Consider the following 21,266-nt stretch of genomic DNA (forward strand, 5'->3'; position numbering starts at 1 on the left):
GTGGGGGTATTATGATTTATACAGTAACTTTAAATCCATCAATGGATTTACTAGTAGAAGTAGATGGAATAGAACCAAATATTACAAATAGAATGACAAATGATTTAAGGGTGCCAGGTGGTAAGGCTATAAATGTAGCAAGGGTACTTAGAAGACTAGGTATGCCTTCAGTAGCTACTGGATTTATTGGAGGATATACTGGGGAATTTGTAAAAGACTGGTTGAAAATGGAAGATATAAACACCTCTTTCATAGAAATAGATGATGAAACGAGAATTAATATTAAACTTCTTAATCAAAATATTGTTATAAATGGAAGAGGTCCTAATGTATCTATAAACGAAGAAACTGAATTTTTATATTTTATGTCCAGAATCCAAGAAGGGGATACAGTAATAATGATGGGAACAATGCCGCCTTCTTTAGATGAGGATTTACAGGACAGGATTATTTCCATATGTAAGGCAAACAAGGCTGAATTTATAGTAGATGCAGAACCTAAACAGTTAAAGGAATTTATAAAAAGAGGTCCTTTATTAATTAAACCTAATTTATCTGATGTTGAAAAAATGTTTAATGTAAAGCTGGACTCTCAAGAATTAATAGTAGAGTATGGCTTTAAATTATTGGAACTAGGTGCAAAACATGCAATAATATCAGTTGGTGAAAAGGGAGCTTATTTATTTAGTGGCGGACATGCTTTTAAAGGAGAAGGTGTAAAAGGAGAAGAGGTAAGAAGTGAAGGTGTTAGAGATTCAATGATAGCAGGTTTTATTGCAACTTATATAAGAACCTCCAGCCTAGAAGAATCTTTTAAAGTAGCTATGGCTTCTGCAACAGCAACAGCTTTCTCAAAGGATTTAGCAAAAAGACAGCAAATAGAGGACGTTTTAGATAAAATTATTGTTCAAAAATTAATATAATATTTACTTTGTATAATAATATGTAGTATATTATACATATTGATAGTAAATAAATGGAAGGTGTAGAGATGGCAAGTAAATATAAAAATAAGACATTAATTGCTATAGCCAGTATAATTGGAATAATAATTTTTGCTTTAATACTGTCATTTGGAATTAATAAGTCTGGAGAAAAGGGACTTATTAAAGATGCTGAAAAATATATGGAAGAGGAAGAATATAAATCAGCTATAGAAATATATTCTAGATTAATTTCAAAAACAGGAGACAAAACATACAGAGATAAAAAAGAAGAGGCAGAAAAACTAGAAGTTGAAAAAAATTATTATGAAATCGGTATGAAAAAAATAAAATCAGATGAGTATATATCTGCAATAAATAGTTTTTCTAAAATCGATAGAGAGGATTCTGTCTACTATAAAAAAGTACAGGAACAATTGAAAAAAATTGAAGAATCAATAATAAATGAGGCGAAAATAAATATAAATAATGATAACACCTACTTGGCTTCATCAATGTTAAATGATTATTTGCGAGCAGTTGGGAAAAGTGAAGACGTAGAGAAACTTTTAAAATCCATAGAAGGGGACAATGTTGCACAAGTTGATCCAACAGATGAAAAGGAAAAAGATAATAAAAAGAAAAAAACAAATTTAAAAACGGAAGAATTACCGAAAGATAGTAGTAAATGGGTAGGAAAAACCGTAGAAATAAAAAGTGGAAAAGCTAACTTAAGGAACGATTCTAGTATTAGTGGTAAAGTCGTAGGAATTGCCGTTGCAGGAGATGCTATTACCATTACGGAAATTTACGATGATGGTGGAAGAATTTGGTGTTATGGAAAAATCACCAGTGCAAAAACCGGTGAAACAGAAACTGCCTGGATATCTAGTAAAAACCTACAATAATTATATTTTTAACAGAGTGATAAAAATTCACTCTGTTTTTTATTTTGTAGATATAAAACTATATATAAAATGATTTTACATAAATTTAACATAGATACTGTTTTTATTTAACATTGTTAGCTTAAAGTAATATTGTGAAGAATTAATATTAATACGGAGGAGAATATGAAAAAAATTTTCAAGATATTGGCAATTAGCTTAAGTTTAGTAATGGTATTAGCTGCGTGTGGTAATTCAAAGGATGGTTCAAAGGAAAGTGGAGCAGGTTCATCATCTGTATCTGGTGAAATAACTGTTATTTCCAGAGAAGAAGGATCTGGAACAAGATCTGCATTTGTTGAGCTTGCTGGAGTTCAAGATGAAAATAAAAATGATTTAACTTCAGAAGAAGCATTTATACAAAATAATACAGAAGCTGTTATGACAGCTATAGCAGGAGATAAAAATGCTATAGGTTATATTTCACTTGGCTCTTTAAATGACACAGTTAAGGCTTTAAATATAGACGGTGTTGAAGTTAGCAGTGAAAATGTAGCAAATGGTAGTTACAAAATAGCAAGACCATTTAATATAGTTACTAATGACGACTCAAATGAAGTGGTAAATGATTTTATTACCTATATTCTTAGTAAAGATGGACAGGATATAGTTGAAAAAGAAGGATATATTAAAAGTGAATCTGAAGAAAAGGAATATACTCCATCAGATGTTAAGGGAAATATTACAATAGCAGGTTCATCATCTGTAACACCGGTTATGGAAAAACTAGTAGAGGCTTATGGGGAAATTAACTCAAATGTAAAAATACAGGTTAATCTATCTGATTCAACAACAGGAATTCAATCAGTTAATGATGGAGTTGCACAAATAGGTATGGTGTCTAGAGAGTTAAAGGATAGTGAACAAAGTTTAAATAAAACAACTATAGCTTTAGATGGAATAGCTGTTATTGCTAATAAAGAAAATCCTATTGAAGATATTAAATTAGATAATTTAAAAGATATTTATACTGGAGAAATAATGGATTGGGAAGAAGTAAAATAGGAAGGGAAATATGGATAAAGAAAAAAATAAAAAAATATTTTATTTTAAGGAGAGATCTTTTAAAACATTAGCTTTGATTTCTACCTTTGCATCAATAATAGCCGTAGCAATAATTTGTATATTTATTTTTTCAAATGGATTGCCAGCTATTAAAAAAATAGGAATATCCGAATTTCTTATGGGGACCAAATGGTCCCCTACTTCTAGTCCTGAGAAGTTTGGAATTTTACCTATGATTATTTCAAGTGTTTATGTTACCTTAGGAGCGATTATAATAGGTGTTCCTACTGGAATTTTCACAGCTGTTTTTATGGCAAAGTATTGTCCTAAGAAAATATATTCTTTTTTATCATCAGGTATTAGTTTAATGGCAGGAATACCTTCTATTATTTATGGTTTTTTTGGACTAATAGTAGTAGTTCCTATAATAGGAAGTATTATAGGAAGAAGTGGGTTAACTATGATTTCTGCAATAATAATTTTAGGAATTATGATACTACCTACAGTTATTTCCCTTTCAGAAGCAGCTATTAGAGCTGTTCCAAGTAGTTACTATGAAGGAGCGGTAGCTTTAGGAGCAACAAAGGAAAGAGCTATTTTTACAGTTGTACTTCCAGCAGCAAAGTCTGGTATAATCTCTGCTATAATTTTAGGAATAGGTAGGGCAATAGGAGAAACCATGGCTGTTATTTTAGTTGCAGGAGGGCAAGCACGTCTTCCTAGAGGACTTTTCAGAGGAGTTCGAACTATGACTATGAATATAGTCTTAGAAATGGGATACGCTGCAGATTTACACAGGGAAGCATTAATTGCAACAGGAGCAGTCTTATTTATATTTATTCTGATAATTAACTTATTATTTGTTATAAGTAAAAGGAGGAATAAAAATGAAAACTAAAAGTAAAATAATAAAAGGACTAACATATTTATTTACAGGAATTACATTTTTTTCTTTGTTTTTCATAATAGCCTTTATTTTAATAAAGGGAGTTCCTCATTTAAACTTAGGATTATTTCAATGGAAATATACAAGTGAAAATTTATCGATGATGCCGGCAATTATAAATACATTGATTATGATAGTATTAGCTCTAGCAATATCAGTTCCTTTAGGGGTTTTAACAGCAATTTATTTAGCTGAATATGCAAGCCAAAAAAGTAAAATTGTAAATTTAGTAAGAATAACAGCTGACACGCTTTCAGGAATTCCATCTATTGTTTATGGTTTATTTGGAATGTTGTTCTTTGTTATATATTTAAAATGGAATATGAGTATATTAGCTGGTTCAATGACAGTTGCAATTATGATACTACCACTAATAATGAGAAGTACAGAAGAAGCCTTAATTGCTATTCCCCAATCCCTACGAGATGCTAGCTTCGGTTTGGGAGCTGGTAAAGTTAGAACAATTTTAAAAATTGTTATTCCATCTGCAATGCCGGGAATTTTAGCAGGTGTTATTTTAGGAATTGGTAGAATAATTGGAGAAACAGCTGCCTTGTTATATACTTCTGGTACAGTGGCAGAAGTTCCTTCACGAATAGTTGGAGAGGCTAGTGGCGGTAGAACCTTAGCCTTGCATATGTATGCTTTATCCAGTGAAGGATTAAATGTTAATCAAGCATATGCTACAGGAGTTATTTTATTAATTGTAATATTAGCAATAAATTTTCTGTCTACTAAATTAGCAAAAAAATTAGGAAAGGATACTATTGATGAGTAAAATTGAAATATCAAATTTTAATTCCTATTATGGGGATTTTCATGCCATAAAAAATATAAATATGAATATAGAAGAAAAAGAGGTTACAGCATTTATAGGACCATCTGGTTGTGGTAAATCAACATTGTTAAAAAGTTTAAACAGAATGAATGACCTTGTTTCCTCATTTAGAAAAGATGGAAATATATATTTGGAAGAAAAGGAAATATTTTCAGAAATAGATGTTTATGATTTAAGAAAAAGAGTTGGAATGGTTTTTCAAAAACCCAATCCATTTCCAATGTCCATATATGATAATATTGCATATGGACCAAGGACCCATGGAATTAAAGATAAAAAAACACTAGATGAAATAGTTGAAAAATCATTAAGACAAGCTGCAATTTGGAATGAGGTTAAGGATAATTTAAAAAAATCGGCTTTGGCACTATCAGGAGGACAACAACAGAGAATATGTATAGCTAGAGCTATGGCAGTTGAACCAGAGGTTATACTACTAGATGAACCGACATCTGCCCTTGACCCAATATCAACAGCTAAAATAGAAGATTTGTTAGAAGTAATTAAAAAAGAGTATACTATAGTTATAGTAACTCATAATATGCAGCAAGCTACTAGAGTGTCAGATAAAACGGGTTTCTTTTTACTAGGTGAATTAGTTGAATTTGATAAGACAGAAAAACTGTTTTCTTTTCCTAGTGATAAGAGGACAGAGGATTATATTACAGGTCGTTTTAGTTAATTGGAGGAAATATGAGAAATAAATTTGATAGGGAACTAGATAAACTAAATGCTGAATTAACTGAAATGGGAGAATTGATTTCAGAAAGAATAACAGATGCTATTAGTGCCTTTAAACATAAGGATTTAGAAAAAGCAAAAAAAGTTTTAGATGGCGATGATGATGTAAATGAAATGGAAAGAATTATTGAAAAGAGAGCTCTAAAATTATTACTTCAACAACAACCTGTAGCATCGGATTTAAGACTTATTTCAGCATCCTTAAAGATGATTACAGACATGGAAAGAATAGGAGATCAGGCAGCGGATATTGCAGAAATTACATTAAGCATGTCTACATTTACCAAAGATGACACCTTTGACACCATAATGAAAATGGCAGCTTTATCAATAGAAATGGTAAAGGAAAGTATAAAGAGTTTCGTTACTGGAGATCTTTCTTTAGTAGATAATATACGTGAACATGACAATAAGGTAGATGCTTATTTTAATGAAGTAAAGGAAGAGGTAATTAAGGAATTTAAAAGCTCAGACACAAATCCTGAATATGCAGTTGATGTTTTAATGATAGCAAAATACTTAGAAAGAATAGGAGATCATGCAGAAAATATTTCTGAATGGGTAGAGTTTTCAATAACAGGAAAACACAGTAACAACTAATACTGTAGGTGGATTATGCATAATATTTACGTAGTTGAAGACGAAGACAATATTAGGGATCTAGTAGTTTACGCCTTAAATAATAGTGGCTTTAAAGCTATAGGTCTACTTGGTTACAAAGAGTTAAAAAACGAAATTTTGAAAAAAAAACCGGATTTAATAATTCTAGACATAATGCTAGAAGAAGATGATGGTTATGCAATACTTGAAAAATTAAAATCCAGTGAAGAATATTCTGAAATTCCAGTTATTATGTTAACAGCTAAAACCGATGAAATGGATAAGGTTAGAGGCTTAGATATGGGGGCAGATGACTATATTACAAAGCCCTTTGGAGTAATGGAATTAATTTCAAGAATAAAAGCGGTTTTAAGAAGGACGGGAGTTTCAAAAAAACCAGATTCTAAAAATATAGTAGAGTTTAAAAATATAGTAATAGATTTAGATAAAAGAGTTGTAACAGCAAATAATAAAGTTTTAAAATTAACCTACAAGGAATTTGAATTGTTGCTGTACCTTATTGAAAATAAAAATATAGTCTTAACAAGACAAAAATTAACTGAGGAAATTTGGGGATTTGATTACGAAGGAGAAACTAGAACAGTTGATGTTCACATAAGAACATTAAGACAAAAAACTAGGTGAGTTAAGTAATTATATAGTTACAGTTAGAAATGTTGGATATAAAATAGTGGATTAAAATGAAAAAAATAAATCGAAAAGCATTAAAAACAATACTTTGTATTTATATGGTTTTACTAATAGCACTATTAACTTTCTTAGCTATTTTAAACAAGCCTTTATTAAATGAAATCTTAATAAACAACATCTTTATTATCCTATTGTTATTAGTAATTACCTTTATAGTAAATTATTTAATATTAAGTAAAAAAGTTAGTAGAAATAATTTAAATTATTTAGCCGATATTATTATTTCAGAGGTGTTTAATGAAAATAAATTAGACATAGAATATGAAGAAGATTTAAAACAAATGCTAAAGAAATTAAATAACGAGAAAAAAACAAGTATGTATTCTATGGAAAAATATAAAAATGCTGAAAAAATCAGGTCGGAATTTACAGCAAATGTAACCCACGAATTAAAAACCCCATTAACTTCAATAATGGGTTATGCAGAATTAATAGAATTAGGCTTAGCCAAAGAGGAAGAAGCTAAATCATTTGCAAAAGTAATTGGGGAAGATGCAAATAAGTTATTAATGACTATTAATGATATTATAATCCTTTCAAAATATGATGACCCTACATTAATAGAAATTGAAAAAGAACATTTTTATATAGGGGAATTTATAGAGGAACTTGTAAAAAGTATAGAAAATGTTGCTTCTTTGAAAAAGGTTAAAATATTAAAAGAATTGGATAATTTTGAAGTTTTTGCTGATAAAAATAAAATCAAGGACTTAGTTAATAATCTATTATCTAATGCAATTAAATACAATAAACCCTATGGTATAATAAGGGTAAAATTATATAGGGAAAATGAAAATTGTGTATTGGAAATATCCGATACTGGTATAGGAATAAAAGAATCCGATATAAATAGGATTTTTGAAAGATTTTATGTTGTAGATAAAGCCAGAGGGAAAAAATCGGGAACAGGACTGGGCCTTGCTATTGTTAAACATGTTGCACTAGTTCATAATGGTACAATTGAAATAAAAAGTAAAGTAGGTAAAGGAAGTACCTTTACATTTAAGTTTCCACTAAATGAGAATAAGGTAAAAAGCCAAAAAGAACACTAAAAAGTGTTCTTTTTTCTGTAAAACTATTATAAATAAAAACAAGATAAATATATTACAAAAATTATTAGAGATTATTAATATATTCATCTCTATTATACAATACTTGATAATAATTATCAACAAATATCAGTTGAATTTAATACTTATTAAAATGTACCTTATCCATAGGTAGTTTATCTAAATCATGAGGTTTTTTATCTTCATCACCATAACCGATTCCTATAGTGCAAAGTATATTTTTGTTTTTAGGAATATTTAATACTTCTCTAATTTTTTCCTCAACATTTTCGCCTTTTAAATTGATTTTCTCAAAAGCGTGTCCCCAGCAGGTCTTTAATCCCTCAAGTTCAGCTGCAAGCTGTATATAGGAAGCAATAATAGCTCCATCGGCAATAGCAGTACCTGACTCTAGGTCCATAACAACAACCATAGCTAAAGGTGCATTTTTAAGAAAACTAATAGCTTCAGGTCTGGCATCTGCAATTTTATTAATAAGCTCCTTATTATTTATGACAATAATATCCCATGGTTTTTTATTTCTTCCGGATGGTGCAGTTAATGCAATTTCCAATATTCTATTAATTTTTTCTTCTTCAACTTCTATATTCTTGAATTTTCTTACGGATCGTCTATTTAAAAATAAATTATCCATGAAATCACCCCTTATTATAATATTTTATCAGTTTTCTTAAAATTTTTGAAATAATGTAACTATTTATGAAAGATTCTTATGATATAATTGTTTAATATCAAATAATTGTTTATTTTAAGGAGTTAATATGCGTTGCAAATATTGTGGCGAAAAAATAGAAAAAGATTATAAATTCTGTATTTCATGTGGGAAACCAATTGAAAATACATTAGAAAATAATAATGAAAAAAAGCAAGGTACACAGACAATTGAATATTATGAAATTGAAACAGATATGGAAAAAAAGGACGAGAAGTATGATTTCAGTCAGTTTTTATCAAGGGATGAAGTTGAAGAAGAATTAGAAGAAATAGATATTAGTACTGGTAAAGACAAGAAAGTTAATAGTGAATATACAGATGAAACTATAAGCTATAATGTTGAAGATGACCTTGAAGATACTAAGAAGAGAATTTTATTTGAAAGGTCAGACTATAATTTTTTTGATAGTATTAAGAAAAATAAATCAAAGAAAAAAGAATACTTTGACAAATCCTATATAAATAATGAGTCAAGAAAAGATAAAGAAGTTAGGGAAGAATTTAAGGAAGAATCGAAAAGCAAGTTTTATAATTTTCGCCAAGAAGACAATAAAAAAAGAATGGAAGATTATTCTAATGAAAAGCTAATAGAAGAAAGAATAGAAAAGAAAAAAAGACGAAAAAGAATATGGAAAAGAATAAGAAATATTATCTATAATATCTTAGTAACAATTATGGCCTTAGTATTATCAACAGTTTTAGTAGAACCTGCAAGATATTATTTATCGGAATTATTGAAGATCGATTTATATTTTTTAGGAGATAAAATAATTAATATTGGTATGTTGTTTATTATTTTATTTTTATTTATTCCATTTTTTAACTGTAGGGGAAATGCGAAAATTCCATTATTTTTCTTATGTATACTAGTAAGTTGGACAATAATAGGATGGATAATTTTATTAATAGTTTCTATTATGAGTAACAGGAAGTGGAAAAGGAACTATTGGTAATAAAGTTTACAAAAATATGGACCTATGATAAAATCAATTTATTCCAAAGAAAAGAAATAGTAGTTAATGGATTTTTTTAGAGAGAAAGTGGGTGGTGGAAACTTTTAAATGAAATTAATGAACCTATCTTCGAGGATGTATGAAAACATACAGGGTTGTGCCTTATAGCTTTTGAGATAATCAATATGATTAAATGAAGTGGTACCGCGTAGTCTTTCGCCTTCTAATAAGGTGAGAGACTTTTTTTATGGAATAATCCAATTTATAAAGTAAAATCTAGATTGGTTAAAAAGTTATTTTTTAATTATAAAAGTATTAAAAATATTTGTATATAAATAGAAAAAGAATTCAATAGTAAAAAACATGGAGGTTATTATTATGAAAATGTCTAAATTTTATATGCCTACTCTTAGGGAGGATCCAGCTGATGCAGAAATAGCAAGTCATAAATTGTTACTTCGTTCTGGTATGATAAGAAAATCCGCTGCTGGTATTTATTCTTATTTACCTTTAGGATATAGAGTTATTAGAAAAATTGAAAATATAGTTAGGGAAGAAATGGATAATTTTGGAGCTCAGGAAATATTAATGTCTGCCTTACAGCCTAGAGAAATTTGGGATGAATCTGGTAGATGGGCTACATTTGGTCCGGAAATGTTTAAATTACGAGATAGAAATTCAAGGGAGTTCTGTTTAGGACCAACGGCAGAAGAATATTTCACTACTTTAATAAAAGGTGAAGTTAAAAGTTATAAGCAACTTCCTTTAAATATTTACCAAATCCAAACAAAATACAGGGATGAAAAAAGACCTAGATTTGGAATTAACAGAGCTAGGGAGTTTTTAATGAAGGATGCCTATACTTTTGACACCGATGAGGAAACTATGAAGGAAGCCTATATGAATATGTGGAGGTCCTATGAGGTCATATTTGACAGGTTAAAGCTGGATTATAAAGTAGTAGCAGGAGATGCAGGTGCTATGGGAGGAAATAGCTCCCATGAATTTATTGCCCTTTCAGAAGTTGGAGAGGGAGTAATATTTTATAGCCAAGATAGTGACTTTGCTGCAACTGACGAGAAGGCAGAGGTTTATTATTCTGTTGACGATTCTAATATAGATATTTTACCTATGGAAAAAGTAACAACACCTAATTGTAAAACTATAGAGGATGTTGCACAATACTTAGGAGTTCCAGAAAGTCACTGTGCAAAAGCAATAGATTTAATTGTTGAAGGTAAACCAGTATTGGTATTTATTCCAGGTGATAGGGAATTAAATATGTCAAAATTAGTTGCTTATTTAGGAGTTCCAGAACATGAAATTGGCATGATGAACGATGAGGAAATTGTAAATCTTTTAAATTCTGTTCCAGGATTTACTGGACCAACGGAAAAAACTCCAGAAGATGTTAGAATTATAATTGATTCAAGATTAACGGAAATGCGTAATGTTGTTATTGGAGCAAATGAAGAGAACCATCATTATAGATATGCGAATTTCGGTAGGGACTTTAAGGGGGAAATTGCCAAAGACCTATTGATGATTCAAGAGGGAGACATTGACCCTAATACAGGCTCTGTATTAAAATCTGCAAGGGGAATAGAAGTTGGTAATATTTTCCAACTAGGTACTAAATATTCCGAAAGTTTAGATGCGAAATATTTAGATGAAAATGGAAAAGAAAAGTATTTTTACATGGGCTCCTATGGAATAGGCGTTACAAGATCTGTTACAGCAGTAGTTGAACAAAACCATGATGAAAAGGGAATAATTTGGCCATTAGTAGTAGCGCCTTATCATGTTATTGTAACTGTCGTTAATACAAAAAATGAGCAACAAAGAGAATTAGGAGATAGAATTTACGAAGAATTACTTTTAAAAGGTGTAGAAGTTCTTTTAGACGATAGAAAAGAAAGAGCCGGAGTAAAATTCAACGATAGGGATTTAATAGGTATTCCTCTTAGAATTACCGTTGGAAAAGGTGCAGCGGATAATATAGTTGAATATTCAACAAGAAAAGAAATGGTAAACAAAGAAATTTCTTCACAGGAAGCAATAGAAGAAGTAATGAAGGAAATTTCAGCAGAATTAAAATATTTGGATACATTTTATAGATAGATGAATGAAATAGTAAAACAAATTAAAAATAGAAAATCTGTAAGACAATATATTGAAAAAGATATTTCCGAAGAAGTAACAAATGAAATTTTAAAAGCAGCAATTGAGGCTCCTTCTGCAGGAAACCAACAGCTTTATTCAATAATAAAAGTTACAGATCAAAAAATAAAAGATGAACTGGCTATTCTATGTGATAATCAACCATTTATAGCAAAAGCTCCATTGGTGTTGGTGTTTTGTTCAGATTATAAAAAATGGTATGACCTTTATGATTATGGAAATTGTAATCCTAGAGAATTAGGATATGGTGATATGCTCCTTTCAATTTCAGATACGGTAATAGCAGCACAAAACACCGTAGTTGCAGCAGAAAGCTTTGGAGTAGGCTCTTGTTACATTGGAGATATATTGGAAAATTATGAGAAGGTAAAAGCACTTTTAAAGCTACCTAAAAATGTACTTCCTATTACAATGGTAGTTTATGGTTATCCTACAGAAAGTCAGGTTAGAAGAAATAAACCAAAAAGACCTAGTATTAAAACCATAGTTCATGAAAATACTTATAAGGACTTAAAGGATGAAGAGCTAGTAGATTTAGTTAGACACAATATAGGAAATGATACTTTTGAAAATTGGATAGGAAAATTTTGCAAAAGAAAATACAATTCTAAATTTTCAGAGGAAATGAATAGGTCAAGTAAAAAATACGTTGATGAATTTAAAAAAGACGATAGTTTTTAAACTATCGTCTTTTTCTTTCAATTATTTAATCAATAGGAACTATATTTTTGCCAAGGCCTTTTTAAATTGTTTTCTAAATAGTAATACTGTAAAGGTAACAGCTAAAATATCTGCAACTGGTTCAGCTGCATATACGGCAAAAGCCTTATTAGATGTAAAAACTCTAGGCATTATATATATAAATGGAATTAACAATACGAATTTTCTAGTAATTGCAACCATTATGGACTCTTTAGCATTTCCTAGGGACGTAAAGGTCATTTGGCAGGCTATTTGAATTCCAAATATAAAAAGTACTGCTAAATAAATACGCAAGGCTGTTTTAGTATAGTTAATAAGTTCAATATTATTTGTAAACATACTAGCAAATAATTTTGGGAATATCATAACAAAAGCCCATAGGGAAATTGAATATATTAAACTGTATTTTAAAAGTAATTTAAATCCGGACAAAACTCTTTCCTTATTTTTTGCTCCATAATTATAGGAGATTATAGGTTGAGCCCCTTGCCCTAAACCTTGTAAAGGTAACATAGCAAATTGCATAACAGAAGTTAAAATAGTCATTGCTCCTACGGCTATATCACCACCGTATTTTAATAAAGATGAGTTAAAAGCAACAAATATTATAGATTCACTTGCCTGCATAATAAAGGTAGCTAAACCTAAAGTTAAACTAGGTATTATTATATTAGCTTGAAGCTTAAAATATTTAGTTTTAATTTTCAAGAAGGTCTTTTTACCAAGTAAGAAGGAAACTACCCATATACAAGATAGTGCTTGGGAAATTATTGTAGCTAAAGCAGCTCCTTTAACTCCCATATTAAAAGCAAATATGAATATAGGGTCTAAAACTATATTTGTTACAGCTCCAATAAGTACAGAGTACATTCCTATTTTTGCAAATCCTTGAGCAGTAATAAATGCATTCATTCCTAAAGTAAGTTGGACAAATATTGTACCTATAGCGTATATGTTCATATAGTCTACAGCATATTCAATAGTATTTTCACTAGCTCCAAAGGCCATAAGAAAATCCCTGTTCCAAATTAATAAAATAATAGTTAAAACAATAGAAACTATTATTTGTAAAAAGAAGGAATTGCCTAATGTTTTTTCTGCTGACTCAGAATCACCTTTCCCCATAAAAATAGATGCTCTTGGAGCACCTCCGTTACTAACTAAGGCAGCAAATGCTGAAACTATCATTATAATAGGCATACACACACCAAGGCCTGTTAAAGCAAGGTGACCTTCTCCTGGAATATGGCCTATGTACATTCGGTCTACTAAATTATATAGCATGTTTATTATTTGGGCGACAACTGTTGGAATAGCTAGTTTTCGAAGTAGCTTTCCAATAGGTTCAGTACCTAAAAAATCTTTATCTTCATTCATTTTGTTCATCCTTTCCCAGTTCCGTTTTTATATTATTAACAATTTTATTGTTTAAGTAGTTAAAGGTGTTTAATTCTTCAGTAGTAAAACCTTTAAAAATCTCTTGTTTAAATTTTAATTTAGCATTAGAAATTTCTTCAGTTATATTAGCAGATTTTTCAGTTAAAATTAAATGGACCTTTCTTTTATCTAGAGAATCTGTTTTTTTAACTAAAAGTTCCTTTTTTATTAATAAATCAACAGCTTGGGAAACATTCCCCTTCTGCAACATACGTAATTCTACAATATCGGATGCAGTATCATAACCTGGATTATTGTATAGAAAACTTATAATATCCATTTCTATTTTTGTTAAATTATATTTTTTTCGTATATCTTGTAGACTAAATTCAAAGAATTTAATTATTTGCCTAAAGTTTACTAACATATTAAAATTATTATTCATAATACACCTCTATTAGTTCTAAAAAGAACCATATATCTTATTATACTAGTACTTATAAATTAGTCAAGATACAGTATAATAATATTGATTGAATAAAAATTAATAATAGAAAGTTTGAAATTAAGATTAAATATATATTATTAAAAAATAAAGTGATTATAAATTTAAAATTAAGAGGGTAGGCATGAAGGAAATTATTTTTGATGAATTTTATGAAGGTTATGATGAATGGTACAAGACAAAAATGGGGAAATTTGTAGACCAAATAGAAACTGACCTATTATTTAATTGTTTAAATCCCAAACCGGGAATGAAGATTTTAGATATAGGTTGTGGTACTGGAAATATTAGTTATAAATTGGCTAAATTAGGTTGTCAGGTAGTGGGAATAGATATATCTAAAAAGATGTTAGACAAGGCCAAAAGTAAATACAAGGGCGAAAGCGTTGAATTTTACAATATGAGTAGTTACAATATAGATTTTTCAGATATTTATTTTGATGCAGCAATATCTATGACAGCTTTTGAATTTATTTATGACCCTAAAAGGGCCTATGAGGAAATTAAAAGAGTTACAAAAAATAATGGCTCAATAATAATAGGAACTATTCAAAAAGGTGGAGAATGGCAAGAATTTTATAGTAGTAATATTTTTAAGGGAACGGCTTATGAAAAAGCAAGGTTTAAAACAGGGGAAGAAATTGAAAAATTAGATAAAAATAGTTTTGTTAAAAAGGAGGAATGTTTATATATTTCACCAACAGTTAAGGAAGATGAATTTAATTTAGAAAATGAGCTTATTGAAAAAGAAAAGGGGAAAATAGGTGGATTTGTATGTGTAAAATTCAAGAAGAAAAATTAATCTCCTGTCAACTTAGTTTTTATCCTTTAGGAAAAGATAGGGTAAATAAAGAAGTGGAGAAAGTATTAGAATTAATAAAAAAATCCAATTTAGAGTATATTATTGGAGATATGTCTACGGTGTTAAAAGGTGAAACAAGTAGAATATATAGCCTATTAGAAAAAATAACAAATACTGTTAAAAGTGATTTTGCTATGAATATTACTATATCGAATACTTGAGGTTTGTACTAATTTAATATAGGTATATTAGGAGATAAAATGGTAGAAGAAGAAAAAATTATAGAGGAATTTATGTTAAAATTCATGGATGATTCTGCTCATGATATTGAACATATTTACAGAGTTTTGAATTATTCTAAGATAATAGTCAATAATTATGAAGAGGCTGATAAAAAAATTGTAATTGCATCTGCCTTACTACATGACATAGGTAGGAAAATTCAGTTTAAAAATCCTGAAAAATGTCATGCAAAAGAGGGGGGAGAAATTGCCTATACTTTTTTAAAGAAAATAGGATGGAAGGAAAGAGACTGTCAACATGTAAAAGACTGCATAGTATCTCACAGATATAGAACTAATAATAAACCTAGTACAATAGAGGCTAAAATAATTTTTGATGCAGATAAATTAGATGTAACAGGGGCTATTGGTATTGCTAGGACTTTACTGTACCAAGGTTATGTAAATATTCCTATTTATACTGTTAACGAAAATAATATAGTACATATTGGAAAAAAAGAGGATCCTAGATCTTTTTTTAAGGAATACAACAATAAACTAAAAAAAGTCTATAACTTACTTTATACAAAAGAAGCAAGAAAAATTGCAGAAATTAATAGAAAACATTCAGAAAGTTTCTATAATCATTTAATAGAGGAAATTACATTTTCTAGAAATATAAAGTTTGAAGATACAATATAAAAACAAAGACTTAGAAAAGTAAGTCTTTGTTTACATTTTATTGGTTGATTATTAATTCACCTAAAATATTTTTATAAAAATTTCTTAAAGTACATTTTTCATTACTAACTTGAAATTCTTCATTTGTCTTTCCAATAATAACATAGGACCAATCCTTTGGTAGAATTAATTCTAAATTTCCAACATATACATTGCAATAAAGTTCAATAATTTGAGATGCAGGGTAAACCTCTTTTAAATTTAAAGTTGTTTCGCCAAAAGTTGTAGAAATATCTCCACCAGAAAAGGAAGAACTTAAAACCTTTATATTATTTTTTCCAAAAGTATAGGATAAATCAATTAAATTACTTTCTATTTCAGTAAATTCATCTTCATATACTTGAGAATTATATTCCCTATAGTCATAAGTAGTGTCATTTCCCTTATTATTTCCATAACTATAATTTGAATAGGAATAACTTTTGTTTTCATAATTTTTCTTATTTTCCTTATAGCTATAGTTTTTGTTTTTGTCTTTATTTACATCATCATAATAATCTGAAGCTTCATAATAATATTTATTTGAAGGATTATATTTTGAATTTTTTTCATAATTACTTTTATTTTTTCTTGATTTACTAGGGAATATTAAAATAACACCTATTAATATTAAGGTAGCAGCCCAAATTAAAGTCGATAATTTTGGAGTTAAAAGATGTAAATTATCTAATTGGAATAAGACACCAAGGCCTATTAGTAAATAGGAAGTAATTGTAGACTTTTGTTTTTTAATAATTCTGTAAATACCGTAAATTATTAATACTATTGGCCAGAAATCATATAGGCTGTACCACATATTAATATCTGTAAACAAACTTAAAATGGAAAATGCTCCGATTAGAACTAAAATAATTCCTATAAATTGCATAAGATACCTCACTTTTATTGATTAACCAGTTAATAAACCATATAATATTTAATCTATATACTATATAATATTTTATCATGTAATCATTGGAGTAAAATATACAATAATATTAAGATTTTAAAAGGTAATTTATTGCAAAAATGCTTATTAACCGATAAACTATTACTATATGATTATTTTTAAAGGAGAAAATTATGAGTGATGTAAGATTACGTTTTGCACCAAGTCCAACAGGATATTTGCATATTGGTGGTTTAAGAACTGCCTTATATAATTATTTATATGCAAAACAAAATGGTGGGAAATTTTTATTAAGAATAGAGGATACAGACAGAACAAGATATGTAGAGGGAGCAATTGAAAACTTACTACAAGAACTTTCTTGGGCAGGTATAACTGTAGATGAGGGTGTTGTTCTTGACGAAGAAGGTAAACCTGTAAGTAAAGGTGATTGTAAACCTTACATTCAATCTGAAAGGGTAGAACAAGGAATCTACAATAAATATATTGATAAATTATTAGAAGAAGGCAAGGCTTACTATTGTTTTTGTACTCAAGAAAGATTAGACAAGGTAAGAGAACAACAAAAAGCCGATGGAAAAGTTCCAAGATATGATGGACTTTGTAGAGGTATATCATTAGAAGAGGCAAAAAAACGAGTTGCAGCAGGGGAGTCCCATGTAATTAGAATGAAACTTCCAGCTAATAAGGATATTACTTTCCATGATGCAATAAAAGGAAATGTAACAATTAATACTAATGATATGGATGATCAAGTTTTAATAAAATCAGATGGATTTCCAACCTACCATTTTGCAGTAGTAGTAGACGATCATGAAATGGGAATAACCCATGTAGTTAGAGGGGACGAATGGCTTCCATCAACTCCAAAACATGTATATCTATACGAAGCATTTGGATGGGAAGCGCCAGAATATGTTCACCTACCAACAGTATTAAGTAAATCCGGTAAAAAGCTATCCAAAAGAACTGGAGATGTATCAGTTGGAGATTTTAGGGAAATGGGATATTTACCGGAAGGGCTAATTAATTACTTAGCCTTAGTAGGTTGGTCACCGGAAACAAATGAAGAAATTTTAAGTTTAGATGAATTAATTAAACAATTCTCTTTTGATAGGGTATCAAAATCTGGTGGAGTTTTTGATAAGGAGAAATTAGATTGGGTTAATGGTCACTATATAAGGGCTATGGAAATACCAGAACTATCAGAAAAAGTAAAACCATATTTAGTAAAGGCTGGTTTTATTAATGAGGATATATCTGAAGATAAATTAGCATTAATAACCTTAACTTTCCAAGAGTCTATTTCTAAATTATCGGATATAGTAGAGCAATCTGAATTTTTATTTGTAGATAAAATTGAAATTGTAGAAGAAGATGCTAAAGAAATGGCAAGTGGCGAACAAGTACCGGCATTAATTGAAGCATTTAAAAATGAATTAGACCAAGTAGATGAAGTAGATGAGGAATTTGCAAAAACTGTAATGAAAAAAATTCAAAAGGCTACAGGGGTAAAAGGCAAGAATTTATTTATGCCAGTAAGAGCTATATTAACGGGAAATGTTCATGGACCTGAACTAGTTCATGTTATACAAATACTAGGTAAAGATGGTATATTAAAAAGATTAAATGATTTTAAAATAGCGTAAGTATATATAGACAATAATAATATTTGTGCTATAGATAAATGAAAATGGACTATTTTTTTAAATAATTATTAAGGATGAGTATATGGAAAATAAAAAAAGGATACTTAATGTATTAATAGTTATATTAATTTTATTTATGATATACATTGGTTTACATTTAAAATCCATATATAATCAGACTTATAGTTTTGAATATATTGCAGTTAATGGTCCAATACAACAACAAAAATTGGAATTTTCCAACAAAGAAAGAGACAGTTATATTTTCTCTCTACAGACAACTTCAAAAATAGAAAAAACTACAAGTGTAACTATTTGGGAAGAGAATAAATTTTTCAAAAACAGGTATAATTATATAGAATCAATAGCACCGAAAAACGAAGAGGATAATATTTCAATAGATTATTTTCAAGGTAGAGATAAAGGTTATGTTATTGTCTACGGCTATAATAAACCTGGAGAGTTAATAGAAACTGTTGAAATAAATGTAGACGGAGAAATAAAAAGAGAAGAGCTGGGAGCTGGAATATTTTTGGAAATTTATGAAACAGCCTTAGGCTCTTATAGTTTAGAGAATATAGAATATAAGGATAATTAGGAAAAAACAGAAGTAAAATATATTTAGAGAGGGATTGGTTGGTGAAAAATCCATATATTTTCTGCATATGCGCCTAATTAAATGATTTAATAAATCACGGTTGAACCGTTAGAACTATAAAGTGGATATTTAATAATATCAATTAGAGTGGAACCACGGATTAAATTCGTCTCTTGCATTTGCAGGAGGCGATTTTTTTTAATGACCTAACCCGATTTATGGAATAAATCGTAGGTAGGTCAGATGCAGCGGAGTCCAAATCTATGATTTGGCAAACGTAGCCTGCTAATAGCTAACCCGATTTATGGAATAAATCGTAGGTAGGTCAGCAGACAGTTGAAACTAAGTGAACCTTGGTCAACAGGTTGCATAAGACCTGTTCCAAAATCAAAGATTTTGACTAGGGCTTCAATATGCAGCGAAGTCCAAATCTATGATTTAGCAAACGTAGCCTGCTAATAGCTAACCCGATTTATGGAATAAATCGTAGGTAGGTCAGCAAGTCAATTTGGTCAACAGCTTATATGAGATATTTAGTAAAATTAGAGATATGAATAATAAATAGTTATTATAGTCTAAATTAAAGCTGGGCTTATAGTTATTAAGTGAAATTTTTATATTTAAATACTAGAAAAAATATATTAAATAGCGAAAATTAAAAAGGAAAGGAAGAATTTTATGAAAATATATAATACTTTAACAAGAAAAAAAGAAGAGTTTATACCAATAGAAGAAGGAAAAGTAGGTATATATGTTTGTGGACCAACGGTTTATAATTTTATACATGTTGGAAATGCAAGACCAATGGTTGTATTTGATACTTTAAGAAGATACTTTTTATATAAGGGTTATGATGTAAAATATGTAAGTAATTTTACAGATATTGACGATAAAATAATCAATAAGGCAAAAGAAGAAGGAGTTGAATTTTCAGAAATAACTAAAAAATATATAAATGCATATTTGGAAAACTCTAGAGAATTAAACTTTTTAGAAGATAAGACAATTCATCCAAAAGCAACTGAATATATAGAGCCTATGATAGATTTTGTTTCAGGCTTAGAGAAAAAGGGTGCAGCCTATAATGTAGATGGAGATGTTTATTTCGACATTACAAAAGCTAAGGACTATGGCAAGCTATCTAAAAAAAATATAGATGAATTACAGGCCGGTGCTAGAATTTCTGTAACAGATGAAAAGAAAAATCCAATGGATTTTGCCTTATGGAAAAAAAGAAAAGAGGAAACAGAACCTGCATGGGAATCTCCTTGGGGAATGGGTAGACCTGGCTGGCATTTAGAATGTTCAGTAATGGCAGGTTCAATATTAGGAGAAACAATTGATATTCATGCAGGAGGAGAGGATTTACAATTTCCTCATCATGAAAATGAAATAGCTCAGTCAGAAACATTACATGATGAAAAATTTGCTAATTACTGGATGCATAATTCCATGATTACAGTTGATAATGAAAAAATGAGTAAATCAAAGGGGAATTTTTTCCTTTTAAATGATATAAGAAAATCATATGATTTGGAAATTGTAAGATTTTGGCTACTTTCAGTTCATTATAGAAAACCGATAAATTTTAGTGAAGAAGTAATGGAGCAAACTAAAAATGGACTTGAAAGACTTTATAATGGAAAGAAAAATTTACAGAAACTATTAAAAACAACTGAAGGAAAATTGTCAGAAGAAGAAAAAGATACTGTTAAAAAAGTAGATGAAATAATAAAGGATTTTGAAACGGCAATGGATGATGATTTGAATACAGCTGACGGAATATCCTCTATTTATGAATTAGTAAAACTAGCAAATAGTACTTTAAAGGAAAAATCATCAAAAGAATTAGTAGAATATATTTACAACTCTTTAATGAAATTAGCTAATGTAATAGGAATTTTATATAAAGAAGATAAAGAAGAGTCCTTAGATGAACAAGTGGAAAAACTAATAGCTGAAAGACAGGAAGCAAGAAAGAGCAAAAACTTCCAAAGAGCAGATGAAATCAGAGATGAATTAAAGGAAATGGGAATAACCTTAAAAGACACTAGGGAAGGTGTTGAATGGAGTATGGATAAATAAGCTTGTTAAATACAGGGTTATAAGCTTTGTTGATATATCAAACGTACTAAAAACGTACTATTAATTTA

22 protein-coding genes and 1 other annotated feature are annotated in these 21,266 nt (G+C 29.2%); of the genes, 18 read left to right on the forward strand and 4 right to left on the reverse strand.

Annotated elements, in window-relative coordinates; translation table 11 throughout:
- Positions 1-11 precede the first annotated feature (11 nt).
- The 9 genes from WAO56_RS01085 to WAO56_RS01125 all read left to right on the forward strand — a co-directional run bounded on the left by WAO56_RS01085 (position 12) and on the right by WAO56_RS01125 (position 7,763).
- Positions 12-923 carry a 1-phosphofructokinase family hexose kinase gene (locus WAO56_RS01085; protein ID WP_422144030.1) on the forward strand — a complete coding sequence of 304 codons (912 nt, stop codon included), beginning with the start codon at positions 12-14 and terminating at the stop codon, positions 921-923.
- A gap of 53 nt (positions 924-976) precedes the next feature.
- Positions 977-1,831, forward strand: a complete 855-nt coding sequence (locus WAO56_RS01090) for an SH3 domain-containing protein (RefSeq protein ID WP_422146195.1) — start codon at positions 977-979, stop codon at positions 1,829-1,831.
- A gap of 165 nt (positions 1,832-1,996) precedes the next feature.
- Complete coding sequence (locus tag WAO56_RS01095; RefSeq protein WP_422144032.1) at positions 1,997-2,875, forward strand: substrate-binding domain-containing protein; 879 nt, start codon at positions 1,997-1,999, stop codon at positions 2,873-2,875.
- Between the two features lie 10 nt (positions 2,876-2,885).
- On the forward strand, positions 2,886-3,773 hold the full coding sequence (gene pstC / locus WAO56_RS01100) for a phosphate ABC transporter permease subunit PstC (RefSeq protein ID WP_422146196.1): 888 nt from the start codon (positions 2,886-2,888) through the stop codon (positions 3,771-3,773).
- Positions 3,763-4,599: a phosphate ABC transporter permease PstA gene (gene pstA / locus WAO56_RS01105; protein ID WP_422144034.1), complete on the forward strand. Its 837-nt coding sequence runs from the start codon at positions 3,763-3,765 to the stop codon at positions 4,597-4,599. Before pstC ends, pstA begins: the two co-directional genes overlap by 11 nt.
- Positions 4,592-5,341: a phosphate ABC transporter ATP-binding protein PstB gene (gene pstB / locus WAO56_RS01110; RefSeq protein ID WP_422144035.1), complete on the forward strand. Its 750-nt coding sequence runs from the start codon at positions 4,592-4,594 to the stop codon at positions 5,339-5,341. The genes pstA and pstB overlap by 8 nt, the downstream gene beginning before the upstream one ends.
- Positions 5,342-5,352: 11 nt before the next feature.
- The gene (gene phoU, locus WAO56_RS01115; protein ID WP_422144036.1) at positions 5,353-6,000 is read left to right on the forward strand and encodes a phosphate signaling complex protein PhoU; all 648 of its coding nucleotides are present in this window, start codon (positions 5,353-5,355) and stop codon (positions 5,998-6,000) included.
- A 15-nt stretch (positions 6,001-6,015) separates the two neighbouring features.
- Positions 6,016-6,645 (forward strand): response regulator transcription factor, encoded by a 630-nt coding sequence (locus tag WAO56_RS01120; RefSeq protein ID WP_422146197.1) that lies wholly within the window; start codon positions 6,016-6,018, stop codon positions 6,643-6,645.
- 56 nt (positions 6,646-6,701) lie between these two features.
- Positions 6,702-7,763, forward strand: coding sequence for a sensor histidine kinase (locus WAO56_RS01125; RefSeq protein ID WP_422144038.1), 1,062 nt, complete (start codon positions 6,702-6,704; stop codon positions 7,761-7,763).
- Positions 7,764-7,899: 136 nt separating this feature from the next.
- Here the strand turns inward: WAO56_RS01125 and WAO56_RS01130 are convergent, their stop codons facing one another.
- Positions 7,900-8,415, reverse strand: coding sequence for a nitroreductase family protein (locus WAO56_RS01130; RefSeq protein ID WP_422144039.1), 516 nt, complete (start codon positions 8,413-8,415; stop codon positions 7,900-7,902).
- A gap of 127 nt (positions 8,416-8,542) precedes the next feature.
- On the opposite strand from WAO56_RS01130, the gene WAO56_RS01135 reads away from it, so the two are divergent.
- The 3 genes from WAO56_RS01135 (at position 8,543) to WAO56_RS01145 (ending at position 12,310) form a co-directional block, all read left to right on the forward strand.
- Positions 8,543-9,448 (forward strand): zinc-ribbon domain-containing protein, encoded by a 906-nt coding sequence (locus WAO56_RS01135; RefSeq protein ID WP_422144040.1) that lies wholly within the window; start codon positions 8,543-8,545, stop codon positions 9,446-9,448.
- Between the two features lie 37 nt (positions 9,449-9,485).
- Positions 9,486-9,675, forward strand: a binding site (T-box leader).
- A gap of 151 nt (positions 9,676-9,826) precedes the next feature.
- The gene (locus tag WAO56_RS01140; RefSeq protein ID WP_422144041.1) at positions 9,827-11,569 is read left to right on the forward strand and encodes a proline--tRNA ligase; all 1,743 of its coding nucleotides are present in this window, start codon (positions 9,827-9,829) and stop codon (positions 11,567-11,569) included.
- A complete protein-coding gene (locus WAO56_RS01145) occupies positions 11,570-12,310 on the forward strand; it encodes a nitroreductase family protein (protein ID WP_422144042.1) in 741 nt (246 codons plus the stop codon).
- Between the two features lie 39 nt (positions 12,311-12,349).
- Here WAO56_RS01145 and WAO56_RS01150 read toward each other — a convergent pair whose 3' ends face one another.
- Complete coding sequence (locus WAO56_RS01150) at positions 12,350-13,708, reverse strand: MATE family efflux transporter (RefSeq protein WP_422144043.1); 1,359 nt, start codon at positions 13,706-13,708, stop codon at positions 12,350-12,352.
- Complete coding sequence (locus WAO56_RS01155) at positions 13,701-14,153, reverse strand: MarR family winged helix-turn-helix transcriptional regulator (RefSeq protein ID WP_422144044.1); 453 nt, start codon at positions 14,151-14,153, stop codon at positions 13,701-13,703. Before WAO56_RS01155 ends, WAO56_RS01150 begins: the two co-directional genes overlap by 8 nt.
- Positions 14,154-14,337: 184 nt before the next feature.
- Between WAO56_RS01155 and WAO56_RS01160 the strand changes: the two genes are divergently transcribed.
- From WAO56_RS01160 to WAO56_RS01170, 3 genes are read left to right on the forward strand one after another with little or no spacing between them, the layout of a single operon-like run.
- On the forward strand, positions 14,338-15,015 hold the full coding sequence (locus tag WAO56_RS01160; protein WP_422144045.1) for a class I SAM-dependent methyltransferase: 678 nt from the start codon (positions 14,338-14,340) through the stop codon (positions 15,013-15,015).
- Positions 14,988-15,236: a YkoF family thiamine/hydroxymethylpyrimidine-binding protein gene (locus WAO56_RS01165; protein WP_422144046.1), complete on the forward strand. Its 249-nt coding sequence runs from the start codon at positions 14,988-14,990 to the stop codon at positions 15,234-15,236. Before WAO56_RS01160 ends, WAO56_RS01165 begins: the two co-directional genes overlap by 28 nt.
- A gap of 39 nt (positions 15,237-15,275) precedes the next feature.
- Positions 15,276-15,938, forward strand: coding sequence for an HD domain-containing protein (locus WAO56_RS01170; RefSeq protein ID WP_422144047.1), 663 nt, complete (start codon positions 15,276-15,278; stop codon positions 15,936-15,938).
- A gap of 37 nt (positions 15,939-15,975) precedes the next feature.
- Here WAO56_RS01170 and WAO56_RS01175 read toward each other — a convergent pair whose 3' ends face one another.
- Positions 15,976-16,845, reverse strand: coding sequence for a LiaF transmembrane domain-containing protein (locus tag WAO56_RS01175; protein ID WP_422144048.1), 870 nt, complete (start codon positions 16,843-16,845; stop codon positions 15,976-15,978).
- A gap of 194 nt (positions 16,846-17,039) precedes the next feature.
- On the opposite strand from WAO56_RS01175, the gene gltX reads away from it, so the two are divergent.
- The 3 genes from gltX to cysS all read left to right on the forward strand — a co-directional run bounded on the left by gltX (position 17,040) and on the right by cysS (position 21,198).
- Positions 17,040-18,515 carry a glutamate--tRNA ligase gene (gene gltX, locus WAO56_RS01180; RefSeq protein ID WP_422144049.1) on the forward strand — a complete coding sequence of 492 codons (1,476 nt, stop codon included), beginning with the start codon at positions 17,040-17,042 and terminating at the stop codon, positions 18,513-18,515.
- A gap of 82 nt (positions 18,516-18,597) precedes the next feature.
- Complete coding sequence (locus tag WAO56_RS01185) at positions 18,598-19,113, forward strand: hypothetical protein (RefSeq protein WP_422144050.1); 516 nt, start codon at positions 18,598-18,600, stop codon at positions 19,111-19,113.
- Positions 19,114-19,791: 678 nt separating this feature from the next.
- Positions 19,792-21,198 carry a cysteine--tRNA ligase gene (gene cysS / locus WAO56_RS01190; protein ID WP_422144051.1) on the forward strand — a complete coding sequence of 469 codons (1,407 nt, stop codon included), beginning with the start codon at positions 19,792-19,794 and terminating at the stop codon, positions 21,196-21,198.
- Positions 21,199-21,266: the final 68 nt, after the last annotated feature.

This window comes from Miniphocaeibacter sp. (assembly GCF_049276255.1).
Classification (GTDB): domain Bacteria; phylum Bacillota; class Clostridia; order Tissierellales; family Peptoniphilaceae; genus Miniphocaeibacter.

Bases quoted from the DNA above. Each gene is read 5' to 3' on its own strand.
- WAO56_RS01085 (WP_422144030.1), top strand. From the start codon at position 12: ATGATTTATACAGTAACTTTAAATCCATCAATGGATTTACTAGTAGAA.
- WAO56_RS01125 (WP_422144038.1), top strand. From the start codon at position 6,702: ATGAAAAAAATAAATCGAAAAGCATTAAAAACAATACTTTGTATTTAT.
- WAO56_RS01155 (WP_422144044.1), bottom strand. From the start codon at position 14,153: ATGAATAATAATTTTAATATGTTAGTAAACTTTAGGCAAATAATTAAA.
- pstA (WP_422144034.1), top strand. From the start codon at position 3,763: ATGAAAACTAAAAGTAAAATAATAAAAGGACTAACATATTTATTTACA.
- WAO56_RS01140 (WP_422144041.1), top strand. From the start codon at position 9,827: ATGAAAATGTCTAAATTTTATATGCCTACTCTTAGGGAGGATCCAGCT.
- WAO56_RS01185 (WP_422144050.1), top strand. From the start codon at position 18,598: ATGGAAAATAAAAAAAGGATACTTAATGTATTAATAGTTATATTAATT.
- WAO56_RS01150 (WP_422144043.1), bottom strand. From the start codon at position 13,708: ATGAATGAAGATAAAGATTTTTTAGGTACTGAACCTATTGGAAAGCTA.
- WAO56_RS01165 (WP_422144046.1), top strand. From the start codon at position 14,988: ATGTGTAAAATTCAAGAAGAAAAATTAATCTCCTGTCAACTTAGTTTT.
- WAO56_RS01090 (WP_422146195.1), top strand. From the start codon at position 977: ATGGAAGGTGTAGAGATGGCAAGTAAATATAAAAATAAGACATTAATT.
- cysS (WP_422144051.1), top strand. From the start codon at position 19,792: ATGAAAATATATAATACTTTAACAAGAAAAAAAGAAGAGTTTATACCA.
- WAO56_RS01175 (WP_422144048.1), bottom strand. From the start codon at position 16,845: ATGCAATTTATAGGAATTATTTTAGTTCTAATCGGAGCATTTTCCATT.
- phoU (WP_422144036.1), top strand. From the start codon at position 5,353: ATGAGAAATAAATTTGATAGGGAACTAGATAAACTAAATGCTGAATTA.
- WAO56_RS01160 (WP_422144045.1), top strand. From the start codon at position 14,338: ATGAAGGAAATTATTTTTGATGAATTTTATGAAGGTTATGATGAATGG.
- pstC (WP_422146196.1), top strand. From the start codon at position 2,886: ATGGATAAAGAAAAAAATAAAAAAATATTTTATTTTAAGGAGAGATCT.
- WAO56_RS01120 (WP_422146197.1), top strand. From the start codon at position 6,016: ATGCATAATATTTACGTAGTTGAAGACGAAGACAATATTAGGGATCTA.
- WAO56_RS01145 (WP_422144042.1), top strand. From the start codon at position 11,570: ATGAATGAAATAGTAAAACAAATTAAAAATAGAAAATCTGTAAGACAA.
- WAO56_RS01170 (WP_422144047.1), top strand. From the start codon at position 15,276: ATGGTAGAAGAAGAAAAAATTATAGAGGAATTTATGTTAAAATTCATG.
- gltX (WP_422144049.1), top strand. From the start codon at position 17,040: ATGAGTGATGTAAGATTACGTTTTGCACCAAGTCCAACAGGATATTTG.
- WAO56_RS01095 (WP_422144032.1), top strand. From the start codon at position 1,997: ATGAAAAAAATTTTCAAGATATTGGCAATTAGCTTAAGTTTAGTAATG.
- pstB (WP_422144035.1), top strand. From the start codon at position 4,592: ATGAGTAAAATTGAAATATCAAATTTTAATTCCTATTATGGGGATTTT.
- WAO56_RS01130 (WP_422144039.1), bottom strand. From the start codon at position 8,415: ATGGATAATTTATTTTTAAATAGACGATCCGTAAGAAAATTCAAGAAT.
- WAO56_RS01135 (WP_422144040.1), top strand. From the start codon at position 8,543: ATGCGTTGCAAATATTGTGGCGAAAAAATAGAAAAAGATTATAAATTC.